This window comes from Spirosoma sp., assembly GCF_048594605.1.
Classification (GTDB): Bacteria; Bacteroidota; Bacteroidia; order Cytophagales; family Spirosomataceae; genus Spirosoma.
The window spans coordinates 1-17,188 of the sequence record NZ_JBMDWV010000039.1 but is presented as its reverse complement, the minus strand read 5'-3'; the positions used below and the strand labels follow the sequence as shown (position 1 = coordinate 17,188).

General features: G+C 44.9%; 18 protein-coding genes. 8 read left to right on the top strand and 10 right to left on the bottom strand.

Annotated features, from left to right (window positions below; translation table 11 throughout):
* The first annotated feature begins 326 nt into the window (after positions 1–326).
* Together ACOJS8_RS02130 and ACOJS8_RS02125 are read left to right on the top strand one after the other, a co-directional pair.
* The gene (locus ACOJS8_RS02130; protein WP_420146878.1) at positions 327–818 is read left to right on the top strand and encodes a (2Fe-2S)-binding protein; all 492 of its coding nucleotides are present in this window, start codon (positions 327–329) and stop codon (positions 816–818) included.
* A 2-nt stretch (positions 819–820) separates the two neighbouring features.
* Positions 821–2,974: a molybdopterin cofactor-binding domain-containing protein gene (locus ACOJS8_RS02125; protein WP_420146877.1), complete on the top strand. Its 2,154-nt coding sequence runs from the start codon at positions 821–823 to the stop codon at positions 2,972–2,974.
* 111 nt (positions 2,975–3,085) lie between these two features.
* Here ACOJS8_RS02125 and ACOJS8_RS02120 read toward each other — a convergent pair whose 3' ends face one another.
* Positions 3,086–3,460, bottom strand: coding sequence for a hypothetical protein (locus ACOJS8_RS02120; protein WP_420146876.1), 375 nt, complete (start codon positions 3,458–3,460; stop codon positions 3,086–3,088).
* 427 nt (positions 3,461–3,887) lie between these two features.
* Between ACOJS8_RS02120 and ACOJS8_RS02115 the strand changes: the two genes are divergently transcribed.
* Positions 3,888–4,970, top strand: a complete 1,083-nt coding sequence (locus ACOJS8_RS02115; protein WP_420146875.1) for a Gfo/Idh/MocA family protein — start codon at positions 3,888–3,890, stop codon at positions 4,968–4,970.
* A gap of 35 nt (positions 4,971–5,005) precedes the next feature.
* Here the strand turns inward: ACOJS8_RS02115 and ACOJS8_RS02110 are convergent, their stop codons facing one another.
* From ACOJS8_RS02110 to ACOJS8_RS02075, 8 genes are all read right to left on the bottom strand, one after another.
* Positions 5,006–6,652, bottom strand: coding sequence for a D-alanine--D-alanine ligase family protein (locus tag ACOJS8_RS02110; protein ID WP_420146874.1), 1,647 nt, complete (start codon positions 6,650–6,652; stop codon positions 5,006–5,008).
* A 129-nt stretch (positions 6,653–6,781) separates the two neighbouring features.
* A complete protein-coding gene (locus ACOJS8_RS02105; RefSeq protein WP_420146873.1) occupies positions 6,782–7,048 on the bottom strand; it encodes a NifU family protein in 267 nt (88 codons plus the stop codon).
* 41 nt (positions 7,049–7,089) lie between these two features.
* Positions 7,090–8,193 carry an Mrp/NBP35 family ATP-binding protein gene (locus tag ACOJS8_RS02100; RefSeq protein ID WP_420146872.1) on the bottom strand — a complete coding sequence of 368 codons (1,104 nt, stop codon included), beginning with the start codon at positions 8,191–8,193 and terminating at the stop codon, positions 7,090–7,092.
* A 71-nt stretch (positions 8,194–8,264) separates the two neighbouring features.
* A complete protein-coding gene (locus ACOJS8_RS02095; protein ID WP_420146871.1) occupies positions 8,265–9,263 on the bottom strand; it encodes a GSCFA domain-containing protein in 999 nt (332 codons plus the stop codon).
* Between the two features lie 181 nt (positions 9,264–9,444).
* Entirely contained in the window at positions 9,445–9,888 is a 444-nt protein-coding gene (rplI, locus tag ACOJS8_RS02090) for a 50S ribosomal protein L9 (protein WP_420146870.1), read from the bottom strand.
* A 96-nt stretch (positions 9,889–9,984) separates the two neighbouring features.
* A complete protein-coding gene (rpsR, locus tag ACOJS8_RS02085; RefSeq protein ID WP_012925715.1) occupies positions 9,985–10,236 on the bottom strand; it encodes a 30S ribosomal protein S18 in 252 nt (83 codons plus the stop codon).
* A gap of 14 nt (positions 10,237–10,250) precedes the next feature.
* Positions 10,251–10,613 carry a 30S ribosomal protein S6 gene (gene rpsF / locus ACOJS8_RS02080; protein WP_420146869.1) on the bottom strand — a complete coding sequence of 121 codons (363 nt, stop codon included), beginning with the start codon at positions 10,611–10,613 and terminating at the stop codon, positions 10,251–10,253.
* Between the two features lie 126 nt (positions 10,614–10,739).
* Positions 10,740–11,681 carry a hypothetical protein gene (locus tag ACOJS8_RS02075; protein ID WP_420146879.1) on the bottom strand — a complete coding sequence of 314 codons (942 nt, stop codon included), beginning with the start codon at positions 11,679–11,681 and terminating at the stop codon, positions 10,740–10,742.
* Between the two features lie 280 nt (positions 11,682–11,961).
* On the opposite strand from ACOJS8_RS02075, the gene ACOJS8_RS02070 reads away from it, so the two are divergent.
* From ACOJS8_RS02070 to ACOJS8_RS02050, 5 genes are all read left to right on the top strand, one after another.
* Entirely contained in the window at positions 11,962–12,618 is a 657-nt protein-coding gene (locus ACOJS8_RS02070) for a YggS family pyridoxal phosphate-dependent enzyme (RefSeq protein ID WP_420146868.1), read from the top strand.
* Positions 12,619–12,690: 72 nt separating this feature from the next.
* A complete protein-coding gene (locus ACOJS8_RS02065; RefSeq protein WP_420146867.1) occupies positions 12,691–13,068 on the top strand; it encodes a DUF423 domain-containing protein in 378 nt (125 codons plus the stop codon).
* A 111-nt stretch (positions 13,069–13,179) separates the two neighbouring features.
* Positions 13,180–14,775: a peptide chain release factor 3 gene (locus ACOJS8_RS02060; protein WP_420146866.1), complete on the top strand. Its 1,596-nt coding sequence runs from the start codon at positions 13,180–13,182 to the stop codon at positions 14,773–14,775.
* Positions 14,776–14,874: 99 nt separating this feature from the next.
* Positions 14,875–15,276 (top strand): hypothetical protein, encoded by a 402-nt coding sequence (locus ACOJS8_RS02055; RefSeq protein ID WP_420146865.1) that lies wholly within the window; start codon positions 14,875–14,877, stop codon positions 15,274–15,276.
* A 164-nt stretch (positions 15,277–15,440) separates the two neighbouring features.
* Positions 15,441–15,671, top strand: coding sequence for a hypothetical protein (locus ACOJS8_RS02050; protein WP_420146864.1), 231 nt, complete (start codon positions 15,441–15,443; stop codon positions 15,669–15,671).
* A 122-nt stretch (positions 15,672–15,793) separates the two neighbouring features.
* On the opposite strand, the gene ACOJS8_RS02045 is transcribed toward ACOJS8_RS02050, so the two are convergent.
* The coding region (locus ACOJS8_RS02045; RefSeq protein ID WP_420146863.1) for a sensor histidine kinase at positions 15,794–17,188 on the bottom strand (1,395 nt) is incomplete at its 5' end.

Sequence of the window (17,188 nt, the reverse complement as noted above, 5' to 3'; positions counted from 1 at the left end):
TTGGTGCTGTGAAGGCGGGTGAACACCTCTCCCTTTTCGAACAGAGCCGTTAAGCCCCGTACTGCCGATGGTACTGCTGTCACAAGCGGGAGAGTAGGAAGGCGCCACCTTTGAGTTAGCTGGGATGTTCTCCACACGGGGGACATCCCTTTTTTTTTATCTACCCAAGAGCAGCCAGCTTTAGTTGACTAAATCAGTAAACTAAAGTATAGATCAACTGAATCTATTGATTAGCTTTTCGAGCTTTATATCTTTTATGATGAGTAGAGAAATACACCGCTCACTTTTTCTTATATTAGCTCTTTCCAGTCAATTCTCCAGAATTCATGGCTATCTTCAAACTACAAGTCAATGGTCGTAATTATCAGGCTGACGTTGAGCCTGATACACCGCTTCTTTGGGTCTTAAGAGATTCTCTTGGTTTAGTCGGTACAAAGTTTGGATGCGGTATCGCCCAGTGTGGTGCTTGTACGGTTCACCTGAACGGGGAAGCAACACGCTCTTGCGTATTACCTATATCGTCAGTTGGTAAGTCGAAGGTGACCACTATTGAGGGTTTGTCTGCTAAAGGAGATCATCCAGTTCAGCAGGCATGGGATACGGTTGATGTTGCTCAGTGCGGGTACTGTCAGGCAGGTCAGATTATGACAGCCGCTGCTCTGTTAAAGCGCAATCCTAAGCCCACACAGGCTGAGATTGATGATACTATGGCTGGAAATATCTGCCGTTGTGGGACGTATCACCGTATCCGGGAAGCAGTAAAGTTAGCATCGGAGATAAACACTGCTACGCCTAATAAAAAGCAAAAAACGAAGTAATCATGCAGACGGTAAAAAACTCAGGGCGAAGAAATTTTCTGAAAGTAGCCGCTGCCGCTGGTGGTGGCCTTTTGTTAGGATTTAACTGGACGGAATCAGATGCCTCCACATCGTTACTGACTAGTGTAACTTCCTTTGATAGCGTTGGTTTCAATAGTTATTTATCAATCAGCCCTCAAGGTGTAATAACTATTTTGTCTCCAAATCCAGAGGTTGGTCAGGGAATCAAAACAGCCTTTCCAATTATCGTGGCAGAAGAACTGGATGCCGACTGGACTAAAGTTGTTGTCGAACAGGCCTCACTAGATACCAAGAAATTTGAAAGACAGGTTGCCGGCGGAAGTGGATCCATTCCACATTCCTGGGAGCGTTTACGTAAAGCTGGTGCTACGGCTCGTCAAATGCTGCTGGAAGCTGCAGCCAAGCGATGGAACGTAGCGAGTTCGGAGTGCACAACCGATAAAGGTTATGTGGTACACACGCCTAGTAAGCGTAAATTAAGCTATGGTGAGTTGGCTACCGAAGCTTCAAATATTCCTGTTCCTGCCAATGTTAAGCTCAAGGATGCAAAAGATTTTAAGCTTATTGGTACAACAATCAAGAATGTAGATAATCCCAAAATCATTACGGGTAAACCATTATTCGGGTTAGATTTTCATCGTGAGGGAATGTTGTTTGCTATGCTGCAACGTCCGGCGTTTGGTTACAAACTCAAATCGCTGAATGCTGAGACCGCAAAGGCCATGCCAGGTATAATTAACGTTGTTACGTTCGACAATAACGTAGCAGTTGTTGGTAAGTCGACCTGGCAGGTTAAAAAAGCGAAGGATGCGTTAAAAATAGAATGGGAAAAAGCTGACGCATTAGAAAGTTCGGCTGATCACAATCGTCTCTTTAAAGAAATGCTTGATGATCCAAATGCAACTGTTCGTCGGAAGGATGGAGATGTAGAAGCAGCCTTCAAGAGCGCAGCTAAAGTTGTTAAGGCAGAGTATCAGTGCCCATTCCTGCCTCATAGTCCATTAGAGCCCATGAATTTCTTTGCGCATGTAAGAGCCGATGGCGTAGAGTTGGTAGGACCTACTCAGACTCCGGAACTGGCGCGTAACGAAACCGCTAAATTGTTAGGTATATCTCCTGATAAAGTAACTGTGCAGCTTACACGCATGGGGGGCGGCTTTGGCCGTCGGCTAAAAGCTGATTACGTAATAGAAGCGGTGCAAGTGTCGAAGCTGGTTAATGCACCTGTGAAAGTTGTCTGGTCGCGTGAAGATGATATGACGGGAGGAAGTTACAGACCAGCAGTACGTTACCGATTTGAAGCCGCTTTAGATGCCCAGGGCAACATGGTTGGCTACAAACTTCGTGGAGCTAGTATCAATGCAGGTAACGCTACGCGAGAAGATAATTTCCCGTCTGGAGCGGTTGATAACCTGCTTATTGACAGTGTTGATCACAAATCACCGATTACGACCGGGCCATGGCGTGCTCCTATCACAAACTTTCTGGCCTTTGCTGAACAGTCCTTTCTGGATGAAGTTTCGCAGGCTGCGGGTAAAGATCCTGTGCAATTCCGTCTGGAGTTATTAAATAAAGCAAAGCAAAAGCCGGTGGGCGCTATCAAGTATGATATCGACCGAATGAAAGGCGTAATCGAATTAGCTGCCGAAAAAGCGGAGTGGGGTAAAAAGAAAGGTACTGATGGGAAACCGATAGCTCAGGGATTCAGCGTTTATTTCTCGCACCGTTCCTACGTAGCGCAGATAGGCGAGGTTGTTATGCAGAAAGGTAAACCTGTATTACAAAAAGTTTATTCAGCTGCTGATTGTGGCGTAGTGGTTAACCAAAGCGGAGCCCAGCAACAAGTACGTGGTTGCGTGGTTGACGGTATTGGGCACGCCATGTATGGCAACATTACGTTCAAGGATGGCGTACCCGAACAGAAAAATTTTAACGAATATCGACTTATTCGACTCAATGAAATTCCTGAGGTCGAAGTTCATTTCGTTCAGAATACTATTGATCCAACAGGCCTTGGCGAACCATCTTTACCTCCAGCAGGTGGGGCGGTTGCTAATGCGATCTTTAAGGCAACTGGTAAGCGGTTACGTAGCCAGCCTTTTGTTGAGCAGGCAGAATTTAAAGGTGTTTCTTAATCGCAGTGACTATACTGATTATCAAAGCTAAAAACAGTTAAGAAACGATTGTCGTAAGCCTAACAAGATCCCGGAAGTCAGTTTGACAACTGACTTCCGGGATCTCAACATTTATTGCATGGCAATAACGCGGTTACTAACCTGGGCAGGTGTGCTGCTGAGTTTAAGTTGCTTGCGGATGCTACCTTCACTCGATTTGACTTCTAACTCATACTGGCCATCAGCCAAATCATCAACGTTTAGTTTCACTGCATATTTGGCTTCGTTTTTACCAACAACTTGCCGATACAATACTTCGTTGCTTTTGTCACGTAGTACAATCTGAACAGGTACGTCAGAATTCTTTTGGACGGCCACCCGAATTTGATTGTTGACCGTAACGTACGCACTAGCATCAAACGACAGTGTCTTGGGAGTAGTTGGGTTGAAAATTGTAGAAGCGCTCAACAAAATGGAAGCTGCTACTTTGCTCATTAATGGTAACATGATTGTGTAGTGTTTAAATTTAGTTGTTTACTGTTCACTTTATTAATGCCAAAGGTTGTGCCAATTAAAATAGTCGATTGATTATCAGGCTCTTATTTGTTGGGTTTGCCTTTGGTTCTGTCCGTAAGTGGACAACTGTGTTCATCTGCGGACAAAAGTAGTAGCTATTTAGGCCGTACTAAATTTGGAAAAGAGCGAAACGTAATAATTGAGTGATAAAATGTATAAAACTTATACTGAATCGCTTTGTGTTTTTTATGAGTGTGTTGATATACAGTACTATAGCCTGTATATTTTTTGTACTTAATAGGATAATTTTATGAAGTGCCATCGGCTCTTATGATATAGAATATAGAGAGGAAAGAACGTACTACGTTCTTTCCTCTCTATATTCGCTAACTTATAGGATTACATTCTCCAGATTAACATGTCAATTAATTCTCATTCTGTACGGGTGCTTGTTGTCGGCTGCGGCAATATGGGATCATCGCACGCAATTGCCTATCAAACAACAGATAGCTTTGAAATTTGTGGTATAGTTTCCACTGGCAACAGCAAAGTTGTACTCAACGAACGATTAGGTGGGGGATATGCCTTATTCGATGATTACGAAACTGCTCTCAAGGAAACAAAACCCGACGCAGTTTGCATCTCGACCTATCCCGATACGCATGAATCGTTTGCCATTATGGCTCTCGAACAGGGTTGCCATGTGTTTATTGAAAAGCCGATTGCTGATACAGTTGAAGGTGCAAAACGCGTTGTTGCCGCTGCTGAAAAAGCGGAGAAAAAGCTGGTTGTGGGGTACATACTGCGTCATCATCCCTCCTGGGAGAAATTTGTAGAGATCGCGCAGGAAATGGGTAAACCTTTGGTCATGCGAATGAACCTCAACCAGCAAAGTCACGGTACGATGTGGACGGTGCATCGGAATCTGATGAAAAGTCTTAGTCCAATTGTCGATTGTGGCGTGCACTATATTGACGTAATGTGCCAGATGACCCGCTCAAAACCTGTTCAGGTCAATGCAATCGGTGCGCGACTAACCAATGATATACCGGCCGATAATTATAACTACGGTCAATTGCAGATCCGGTTTGAGGACGGCTCAGTTGGCTGGTATGAAGCGGGGTGGGGACCAATGATGAGCGAAACCGCCTTTTTTATAAAAGACGTAATTGGACCGGAAGGCTGCGTCTCAATTGTCGCTAAAAACGCTGGAGCCGCTGGAAAATCAGATAACGTAGATTCGCACACAAAGACGGAATCGTTACGTGTTCACCGGGCTGCTCTGGATGCAAATGATCAGTTTGTAACAACTGATACATGGATCGACATGCAGGATGAGCCCGATCATCAGGAATTATGTAATCGTGAGCAGCGCTATTTTTTAAAGGCTATCCAGGAAAACCTGGATCTGACAGACCACATGCAGGACGCTGTCAGTAGTCTCCAAATAGCGTTTGCCTGTGACGAATCAGTACGAACTGGGCAGCCAGTCACTTTATAACTAATGAATCCAGGCTCTAACCTGGATTCATCTCTTTAAACGTATCGTTCTGTAATATGACGGGTTCGTTCGGCAGTTTCGACTAGTAAGGGATGACGTGGCTGGCTAAGTGCTGCTTCCAGGTCAGTAATTGTCTCCTTGAAGAGCAGAGAAACCGGAATTTCATGAGACTCCTGCTTATTTTTAATATACATCAACGACGGACGTACCGAACCTAAAGCCGCCATCTCGTTATACTGCTGTTTTGCAGCTGCAAAATCGTCGTCGCTATTACCAAAGGAAATAACTCGCTCAGGCAGAGGATTCGCTTTCCGATGAGCAAGTTGGCTGTCAAGCTCCGCAAGTAAGCTTTTAAGATGAAACGTATCTTTGCCCGTGCGGATTCGCTCACGTAGCGACTGGCGAATAAGGTACGTTAATGAATTGGTCAGATTCAAACCAATTTCAGCCATTTGTTTAAATATCAGTGAAGAAGGCGACATGCCCGGAATCGTGTTAGGATCGTGAAGAAGAACTCGACCGTCGGGCGTCAGAAAACCGTCGATTCGGGCATAAACGTTGATCCCCAGACGAGTAAATACATCGGCTACAGCCAGCTGAATTTTGCGGTTATTCTCTAAACTTGTCTCAACCGGAATTCGCTTCTTGGTTGTGTTGAGCTTGTACTTCGATTCAAAATCAAAGCTCGTTACGTTGTATATCTCCGTCGGTGGGAGGGCTATAGCCACTTGATCGTCATCCTGAATAACGCCACACGAAAATTCCTGACCGCTAATAAATTCCTCAAATAAGACTTCATCTTCTGCATTCAGTGAGGCAAGCGTAACGGCAGCGCCATTTAACGTATCAAGTTTATCAACGAAGTCGTTAGGATGTCGAATGACCTCACCGGTTTGCTCAATAACAAGCGGAAAGCTTATTCCAGAGTCGAGGCTAACCATTTTCTGTGCAATCTCCCTTTTCTCCTCAACTGACAAATTCGTCCATTCACTCAGTTTCGTCCAGCCATCCGGTTGGACGCTCATCGTAAAAAAGCACTGCTCAACAGACCGGCAGAACTGGGTAAGGTCGGCTTCGCGGACAATAGATACGCCAATTGAAGAGCCCTGATGCGGTGCTTTTACAACGATTGGTAATCCAAGATGACTAATCAGAGACTGAAAGAATTGTGCTTTGTCAGTCTGCTCATACTCATCGCGACTAATGGTAGCCGTTTTTTTCTGCTGTCCATTTGCCAAAGCAATCAGTTCATTTTGCAGGATTTTATTAATGCCAACGGCTGATCCTACTAAGCCTGGGCCTGTGTACGGCATTTTATACCACTCCAGTAAACCCTGAATGGCGCCATCTTCACAATCAGGACCATGCATTGCCAGGAAAGCCATATCAAAATGGTCCCGGAAATGCTCTGGTCGAATTTCAGGCAGAATGGGGTTCAGTACGTTTGTATCGAGGGATTCATCATAAACCGAAAAACCTGAATCGTCCTGCGGTATTACGTCACGTAGCGAAGAAGATTGAAGGAATTCGGGCGTAGCAAGCCGAAAGCGTCCGCGACCATCTACAAAGACTAAAACGGGCTCGAATAAGCCTTTATCCAAATTAGCTAAAGCAGTACGTCCGCCTGCAAACGAAACCTCACGCTCTCGCGCTGGTCCACCAAAGAAGATCCCTATTTTCACAGAATTGAGAAATGTTAAGCGTCGCAAATAAACAAAAAAACGCCTGTTTTGGCGTTCTAATGGTTTAAGTAAACCGGACAAACGAGCCAGGCCCGCACACCAGCATCGATATGTATGCGTGTATAAGTCTTAAAAAGCAGGGGTAATATTGACGGCTTCAACCTTTGTAATTTCAGGAACAGCCCGTAAAATAGCTTCTTCCAAACCACCCTTAAACGTCATAGCCGACATTGGGCACGAGCCACAGGAACCGATCAATTCAAGCTTAACGGTTTTGTCATCAGTCACTTCCAGTATTTTCACGTTTCCACCATCGGCTGCCAAATAAGGGCGCATGCTGTCGAGAGCCAGCTCTATTTTAGTGATTAGTTGGTCGTTGTTAACTACCGTTTCCATTGAAATATTGATTTACGGTAAATTTATACTTTCTACTTTGTTTATGCAACCTGAACGCGTTCTGTGCGGTTAATTGTCGCGTTACGTATCGCAACCTGTTGAGCCAGTGCTTCGGCCGTCGCCCGGAAGGCTTCGGTTGCAATAGGTTCGCCTGCACTGAAAGCTGGTCGGCCTTCATCTCCGGCTTCACGAATACTTTGTACCAGCGGAATATGGCCAAGCATAGGCACGTTAAACTGGTTGGCTAAGCGTTGTCCGCCACCTTTGCCGAAAATATAGTATTTATGATCCGGTAGTTCAGCCGGCGTAAAATACGACATGTTCTCAATGACACCCAGCACAGGTACATTGATTTGCGGCTGACGAAACATTGCCAGTCCCTTTGTCGCATCGGCCAGAGCCACTTTCTGCGGAGTCGTCACGATGATTGCTCCCGTAACAGGTACCGTCTGTACAAGTGTTAAATGGATGTCGCCTGTACCTGGAGGCATATCAATCAGCAGATAATCTAGTTCGCCCCAGTCGGCATCGGAAAAGAACTGCTGTAAAGCCCGGCCAGCCATTGTGCCGCGCCAGATTACAGCCTGATCCGGAGCGATCAGCAACCCCATCGACAGCATTTTGACACCAAACTGCTGAATAGGTTCCATTTTCGTCTGCCCATCAACCTGATAAACGCGTGGCTGGATGTTTTCGGCTCCAAACATAGTTGGCATCGAAGGACCGTAGATATCAGCATCGATAATTCCCACCTTAGCGCCCGACTTACGTAGCGCTATTGCCAGATTCGCCGTTACAGTCGATTTGCCAACCCCACCTTTTCCCGATGATACAGCAATGATATTTTTTACACCAGGCAAGGTTGGCGCATTGTTACGTGTCGACGTAACGTCTGAAGTCATGTCAACCGTTACCTGAATATTGGGGCCGATGTGCGTGTGAATAGCATCTTCACAACGTTTGCGGATAACTTCTTTAAGAGGACAGGCGGGTGTCGTTAATACGACCGTAAAACGCACAGAGCCGATGCCTAACGTAACATCCTTCACCATGTTAAGGGATACAATGTCGCGTTTTAAATCTGGCTCTTCAACAGTACTCAGCGCACGTAAAACGGCTTCTTTAGATAACTGGTAATCAGACATTCAGGAAGATCAATAAGTAGTAATGCGTAACGTAGCAGACACTCAAAAACAGTTTTATAAGAGACGATACATTAGGCATTGTCCATTATACATTTTTCTAAACGCCTTTGCACCTCTGCCAGTTCCGCCGATACGTCGACATAAGCTGACAATGTATTTAACTGGGCCGATAAACTGGTCAGGAACTGTTGATTAACCAGCGTATTCTCTCCGTAAAGCGGTCGGTGGGCAAGTGATTTACGGATTTTTGTCCACTCTGCAACAAATTTACGGAGATCGGCGCCAAACGCACTCTCAGCGAACTTTCCAAAAATATAGTCCTGTGCCTGAGAATTCGGATGTATCATATCGGCCTCATAGAAACGGTAATCTCGTAAATCGTCCATCATCAATTCGTAGGCTGGGAAATAAGAAACCCAATCGTTCCAAATGGTAAGTTCATGAGCCAATACACGTAGCATCGATTTACTTACATTGTTGAGCGGTAACGTATCGCGCGTGTGACGTACCGGGCTGACGGTTATGATTACGGTTAACCTGGGGTTCGCTCTACGTAGTGTTTTGAGAACCCGCGTCAGTTCATCACGGAGGTGATCAATCTGATACAGATACTTTTCGAATAGCGTACCCGGCATCTTATGGCAGTTCGCGACAACTTTACCAGTTTCGATATGCCGATACACAACGGCAGATCCGAGTGTCAGAAAAAGAAAATCCGCGTTACGTAGGGAGTCCGCAGTTTGGGTTAAGCAGGCTGTAAGTTTCTCCTTAAGCTCTTCACGACTGTTGGCCCAGATCGACGAATGAAAATCATAATGAAACCACACACCGTCGCGTTCAACGTAGCCAGTCTCATCAGGATTTTTGCTATGAAGACCAAGAGTAAGCAGTTTAGCTATGGAGACAGGATTAAAAATTGTCCCAAACGGATTGTTAAGTACAGTCAGTTTATGATCAGCTAACCGGTGTCCCATAACGTCGGCAAAGCATGATCCGATCGTCACGATCTGGCTGTTCAGCTCAATGCGATTCGGTAATGATTCGAGCGAAAATTCGGTATGAAACTGCATACCCAATAAACACTAAATAGCTGTTTTTAGGTCCTTCTTTCGTAGGAATTTTATTCCATAACGTGTTGATTACTAGAGCTAAAATTGTTGATTGCTCTTAGCTGGCAATTAAAATATATAGTAAAAAAACAGCCACTCCGGACATTCCGGAGTGGCTGAGAAATTAAGATACAACATCAGCTTATTCCGCCGATACTACGTCAAATTTTACCTTGTGCTTCACGTCTTTGTGAAGATCAAGTGAAGCTTCATACGTACCAAGTGTTTTTACATCGTCAACCGTAATTTTTTTCCGGTCAATGTCAAACCCTTTTTCACGTAGCGCATCGGCAACTTGAGTGTTCGTTACGCGGCCGAAGATCTTGCCGCTGTCGCCAGCTTTTGCAGGGATCGTTAGCGTAATATCGCCGATTGCTTCGGCAATTGCCAGAGCGTCGTTCTTGATTTTTTCGGCTTTGTGAGCAGCCTGACGGATGTTTTCGGCAACGATCTTTTTATTCGATTCTGTTGCCATCACAGCAAATCCCTGAGGAATCAGGTAATTGCGGCCGTAACCGGGTTTCACCGTAACGGTGTCGTTCTTATAGCCCAGGCCGGCAATATCGGTTTTTAAAATGATATCCATTTTTGAAAAAGTTGTACAGTTGTACAGTCATAAAGTTGCATAGCTCAGCTTGCCTCAGCAAGCGTTGTAACGCTACAACTTTATAACTCCATAACTTTATTTTAGAGAATCGCCTACGTAAGGCAGAATAGCCAAATGACGAGCGCGTTTAACGGCCTGAGCTACTTTGCGCTGGTTTTTCAAACTCGTGCCGGTTAGCCGACGAGGCAAAATTTTGCCTTGTTCGTTCAGCAGTTTCAGCAGGAAGTTGCCGTCTTTATAGTCGATATATTTGATGCCAGCTTTCTTGAAGCGGTCGTATTTTTTGCGGTTCTCGGTTTTCGAGACTGATTCGTTCTGCAAACTCATGATAACAGGGCCTATTAAGCGTTTTCGGTTTGTTTTTTCTTACCCACTAAGCCGTTACGTTTACGTTCGTTGTAAGCAACAGCGTGTTTGTCAAGCGAAACCGTCAGATGACGAATAACGCGCTCATCGCGTAAATACTCGGTGTTGAGCTTATCGATGACAGTACCGGGAGCCTTAAACTCGAAGAGTTGGTAGTAACCCGTGTTTTTGTGCTGGATCGGATAGGCCAGTTTGCGGAGACCCATGCTGTCTTCATGAACAAGCTCCGCACCGTTATCGGTCAGCACTTTGCGAAACTTGTCAACGGCGTCCTTCATCTGAGCATCAGATAAAACGGGAGTTAAAATGAACACCGTTTCGTAGTTATTCAGAAACATTTTTATAATTGGTTTGAAATGAGGCCGCAAAGGTAGAAAAAAAATAGCAAAGCGCAAAGGGGACGGGGCAAAGGGTTAATAGAACCGATAGTTTTTAACCCTTTGCCCCGTCCCCTTTGCGCTTTGCTATTTCACTGTAAACTCACCTTCGCCGATGCGGAAGCCTTCACAGTAAATTTCAATAGTATGACGACCCTCGTTAAAGCGCTGACCACCACGTCCATAAACAAAGTCAACTTCCTGCCGGCTATTATCGAAATTAAAGCGCTGCATAGCCGTGTAAATCATTCCCTGGCCGTTATACGTAAATTCGCCTGAGCCTGTGGCCATGTCCGAAATAACGGCTCCGCTTGGATCCAGAACCCGCATATAGAGCGTTTTCTCTTCCTGCTTGGCTAAGCCGTTGGGCGCTAACCGAACCGATATTTTTATTTTATCAATGCGCTTCGCTTTGTAGCTTCCGCCTTCTTTTTCCTTGCCGCGCTTATTAATGGCGTCGACTGTGACGCTTTCTGCCCTCAGAGCAGCTGCTATAGAGACTTTTTCCTCAAGCTCTTTATTTTTCGACGAGTAGGACGTAACAGAGTCTGATAAAGTCTGACGCTCGCTTTTCAGATTAGTATTTTCCTGCGTCAGAGAGTCATTACGTACAATCAGAACTCCGTTTTCCTCTTTCAGGCGAGCAATTTCCGCATCTTTTTCCGCTAGTAGCGATTCGTAGTTACGTATTTTCTGATTGTATTTTTTGCTGTCAAAACTACTGACGTTACGTAGCTCTCGCTTGTCTTTTTCTAATTGTTCTTTCACTCTCATCAGCGAATCGACGCTACCGCCCAACTTTTGAATTTCGGCGATTTTAGCGTCTAGCTGAGCGGAAATCGAGTCGAGTTTAGTTTTAGCAACTAATACTTCTTCGGTCTTGGCAGCAATCGTGGCGTCTTTCGTTTTGTTGTCCTGCCGTTCCTGATAGTAGAAATACAAGAGTAACATATTCAGAGCGGCCAGGATGAACAAGGCCACCAGCAAATAGCTACGACTGTTATTCTTGGGTTGCGGGCGGGGTTCCATTGGGTTCATAGTGTAAAGGTATGGTTGTAGTTTAAGTCGTCTTCAAAACCAGCGCAGTAAATAAATTATTGTCTTATTACGATGATTTATTTTGAATTTGGGCCAAAAACTACGGTTTTTCGGTTGGTTCTCAAACCTATATTTGCATAATTTTAATAAATGCGCTTCATACCGTCTGGCGTTTATTGACTTGAATTGCGCAGGAAGCAGGATAAATGCACCGGTTAATGAGTTAATCTGGAAGCGGAATCCTTACACACTAATTACCGAAATGGTTTTTATGATTGCCGATAGAATTCATAAAATTGAGCACGAATTACAAGGGAAGGCCAAGCTGATTGCGGTTACGAAAACGAAACCCGTTGAATTTCTGCGCGAAGCTTACAACGCTGGTAGCTATCGATTTGGCGAGAATAAAGTGCAGGAAATGGTTGAAAAACAGCCAGCCCTACCAGCCGATATTGAGTGGCATTTAATTGGGCATCTGCAGTCAAATAAGGTTAAATACATTGCTCCGTTTGTTGCCATGATCCAGTCAGTAGACAGTTTAAAGCTATTACAGGAGATCAATAAGCAGGCCGCAAAACATCAGCGTGTTATCAATTGTCTGTTACAAATTTATATTGCCGACGAAGAAACCAAGTTCGGCCTGGCGCCTGATGAAGCCGAGGACCTGCTCAATACCCCTGAACTGGACAGTCTGGCTAACGTACGCTTAGTAGGTCTGATGGGACTGGCGACTAATACGGACGATCAGGAAAAAGTTCGCCAGGAATTTCGGGGGTTAAAACGGCTGTACGATAAACTAGCTGCCATCCGCCGGAATAACGTTGCTTTTCGTGAACTGTCTATGGGAATGAGTAGTGATTATCAGATTGCCGTGGAAGAAGGCAGTACAATGGTTCGGGTAGGGAGTGCTATTTTTGGAGCGCGGTAGAACGGCATCCAGGTGGGCCGATAGTAGAGTATAAAGTTTTTTCGACCGGACGTAGTGTTCGGCTTCATAATTATGAAATTCTTCATTCAATCAGGGGCTGTTTTAGGACTGTTAGGGGTTGCAGTTGGTGCGTTTGGCGCGCACGCCTTACGAGCTATGCTTGAAGCATCCGGACGTACTGCTACGTTTGAAACGGCCGTTAAATACCAGTTTTACCATGCGCTGGCTTTGGTGTTGGTTGGCGTGCTCATGCACGTATTCGGCAGTAACCCGACGTTGATAAAACTGCTCAGTTGGTCTGGCTATTCCTTTCTGGGAGGAGTGATTATTTTTTCCGGGTCTCTTTATGTGTTGTGTTTAACCGGCGTTACGTGGTTGGGCGCTATTACACCCCTTGGCGGTCTGGCAATGATTGCAGGCTGGGCATTAATGCTATGGGCGTTTTTATAGAAGCCTAATGCAAAGGGCATGGGGCAGAATATAGTTTATTTCTTTTACCCGCTGCCCGCTGCCCTTTGCCCCAAGCTTTTTTCGTATCTTTGCAGCCTGATTCTGAGAATAATGCAAACGAATATACACGCAGAAACCGCTCGTCGGCGGACATTTGCTATCATCAGCCACCCCGATGCCGGAAAGACAACCCTAACCGAAAAGCTGTTGCTTTTTGGGGGCGCTATTCAAACGGCTGGTGCGGTTAAATCGAATAAAATTAAGAAATCCGCTACGTCCGATTTTATGGAAATCGAGAAGCAGCGGGGTATTTCCGTTGCTACGTCCGTAATGACGTTCGAGTATGATAATCTGAAGATTAACATACTTGATACGCCCGGTCACAAGGATTTTGCGGAAGATACGTACCGGACGCTTACCGCTGTCGATAGCGTTATACTAGTTATTGACTGCGTAAAAGGCGTAGAGGAGCAAACCGAACGGCTAATGGAGGTTTGCCGGATGCGCGATACGCCAGTCATTATCTTTATCAACAAACTTGACCGCGAAGGCCGCAATCCTTTTGATTTGCTGGATGAACTGGAAGAGAAACTAAACATCCGAGTCAGACCCATGACCTGGCCGGTCAATATGGGTTCTGACTTTAAAGGGGTTTATAGCTTGATCGAGAAAAAGTTATATTTCTTCAAGGTTAACAAAACGAAAGTTGAGGACGACGTACTACCCATCGAACTGGATGACTTGTTGCTTGATGAGAAAGTAGGGGAACGCGATGCGGCTCAACTTCGTGAAGATGTCGAATTAATCGAAGGCGTTTACGATGATTTTCACCGGAAGGCGTATCTGGATGGAAAGTTAGCCCCTGTATTTTTCGGCTCGGCGGTCAACAATTTCGGTGTCAAAGAACTACTGGAAGGCTTTTGTATGATTTCACCCGAGCCGATCGCTCGTCAGACCGACAAACGCGAGGTACTGCCGGATGAGAAAAACTTCAGTGGTTTCGTTTTCAAAATTCACGCTAACCTCGATCCACGCCACCGCGACCGGATTGCCTTCCTGCGAATATGCTCTGGTGTATTTGAACGTAATAAGTTCTATCATCACACCCGGCTGGATAAAAACGTGCGGTTTGCCAGTCCGTTTAGCTTTATGGCTGATAGCAAGAGTGTGCTGGATGAGGGCTTTCCCGGCGACGTAGTGGGACTGTATGATACCGGTACGTTCAAGATTGGTGATACGTTAACGGAAGGCGAGGAACTTCAATTTCAGGGCATTCCAAGTTTCTCACCCGAAATCTTTAAAGAGCTTGTGAACCTCGATCCGATGAAGTCTAAACAGTTGGATAAGGGAATCCAGCAATTGACCGATGAGGGCGTAGCGCAGTTATTCAATCTGGAATTAGGCAATCGAAAAATAGTCGGTACGGTTGGTGAACTTCAATTTGAAGTTATTCAGTATCGATTGGAAAACGAATATGGAGCCAAATGCCGCTGGGTACCACTTAATTATACAAAAGCTTGCTGGATTACCGCCGAGAATCCGGCGAAACTAGCTGAGTTCATTCGGCTAAAGGGTAATCAGATTGCTTACGACAAAGATCAGAATCCGGTATTTCTGGCAGAATCAGAATGGATGTTACGTATGAATCAGCAGAATAATCCCGATATTCAATTCCATTTAACGTCAGAGTTTAAGGTTACAGCGTAAGTAATGACCGCACTCTGATTTTTGTCTGATTTATCGTTTTCTAGTAAACCACTGGCGTTGAGTAGTGTTATAGAGTAAGGATCTATACTATCAACGCAAATGAAAAACATACTAGGAATACTGGGTGTGGTTTTAGTTATGGCTACTTCAGCAAGCGCACAACAGAACAGCAGAACTAACACGAACAATCGTGAAACACGACTGCCTGGTGGAAACGTTGGAACAGATATAACCTCAGGTCAGGGAAATACCACCAAAACGAATGCGGCTAATGCCGCCGACAAAGGAGCAACGAGTACAGCACGGCCTAATTCGTCCTTACCCAACAGCAACAATGGTACCAATGCTTCTGTTGGAACCGGCAACACGCTTGATCAAAATGCAGGGTCGGCATCGTCTGGCGCCGGTGGTACTTCAGCCACCAAAACAGACAATACCAGCAGTATCATAAAGGGTCATGCACCTGATGTTAAGCCAAAAAAGATTAAGCCTCGGGAGTGATTTTTGGGGGTTGCAGTAACCGCTTTCTAAAAGGCTCATAAATGTTTTTATGAGCCTTTTTTAATTACAGGTTGTTAGGTCCAGCGCCATAAATTCTTAACGGGACTTTAATAACCTTTTAGTCAATAGGGTGTTAAAATGCTATCACTCAACTACATATTTGTATGAAAAAGGTAATAGTTTTTTCGATTGCGGCTTTGCTCATGACGGGTGCTGCTTTTGCTCAGGATGAGGTTAAAAAAGAAGCTAAAATGGAGCACAAAAAAATGAAGCATGATGCCAAAATGATGAAGAAAGATGCCAAAGAAGCTGGTAATGATATGAAAGCTGATGCGGCTAAAGAAATGAAAAAGGAAGCTAAAGCAATGAAAAAAGAAGCTAAAAAGAATTCCTAGCCAAGCACCTGTGTTCCTATCATTAATCCTCCCGATCAGGTCAGGAGGATTTTTTATTTTCATACAGGTGCTACTGTAATTTCTAAAGATGGTTGTAGAGCCTGCATAGGTTGAAAATTGAACTAAAGGAGCTCCGTTTTGGTGCCTTCCTCAATTGGCTGAGTAACGTCGGATTCAGCAGCAGAAAGGTAAGGAGTTGGTAAGATTATACGGAACGTAGTGCCTTTTCCGACGGTAGACTCAACTTTGATTTGCCCTTTGTGTAATTCGATAATACGCTTTGTTAAGGCCAGGCCAATGCCATGCCCTTTAACTGTCATTGTCGTTTCTGAGCGATAAAAGGGTTCAAAGATATGGGGTAAATCTACTTCTGAAATTCCATAACCTTGATCGCTAAACGTAATTTGCACCTGACCACGCTCAAACTGAATACGTACTGATACCGATTTATTGGAAGAATATTTGCATCCGTTTTCCATCAGGTTCTGAAAAGATGTCTGCAACAGAGATTCTTCTCCACTAATAACTAAATCTTCTTCCTGAGCGGGTAGGCTATCGAAGTCAATATCAATTTTATAATCTGGCATTTTACTGATAATCTGGCTTTGAGCCTGCCACAACAACTCGTCAATACGTACTGGTTGATAGCTGATCGTAACGGCATCAGAACTGGCGCGCGCCAATTCCAGTAAGCCATTAACCAATCGGATCATGCTTTTAACTTCATCCAGTAAAGCATCGAAAGCAACTTCATATTCGTCGGTCGAGCGGGCTTGCAGACGGGTTACTTCAATTTGCCCCATCATGACGGTTAACGGAGTCCGCAACTCATGAGAGGCATGCGAAACAAAGCTTTTCTGTAAAACAAAGGCCTCTTCGAGCCGGAAGAGTAAATCATTGAACGTGCGTGCTAAATCAGCGAGCTCATCATTGGGGCGGCCGACATACAATCGCTCATGGATATTCGTTGCCGAAATGGCATTTGCCTGACCAATAAGTTCAGAAACGGGTCTCAGCGCATCGGTTGCAAACAGATAACCAGCAATGCCAACAATAATAAGACTCAGTAACCAGCCAAAAAACAGAATTTCGCGAAGGCGTACCAGTTTCGGAAAGCCGTACCGATCGTATCCTGAAGCGATGATAATCAACTGAGCGCCTTTGGAATTAAGGTAACGAACTCCAACGGCCTCAATATCACCTATACGAACGTATTGAGAGTGTTGTGGAGTAATGTTAGCGAAAAAACCGGCTGTTATGGGGAAGCGGGGCCGTTGCTTATCCTGATTGTACAGTACTACACCTCGTTCGTTGTAAATAGTTACCTGCTCGTCGCTAATTATAGGAAGGTCAGCCTGAGGGAACTCGCCTACATCTTCGCGCAAACGTACTGTAGTGAGGGCCTTTTCTTTTAGTCGTTGTTCAAACTCCTGCTGGCGGAACTGATTGTATAAGTAGTAGACAGAAGCCGTAAAAAGCAGCATTATCGACGCTACCAGCAGCACAAAGAGCAACGT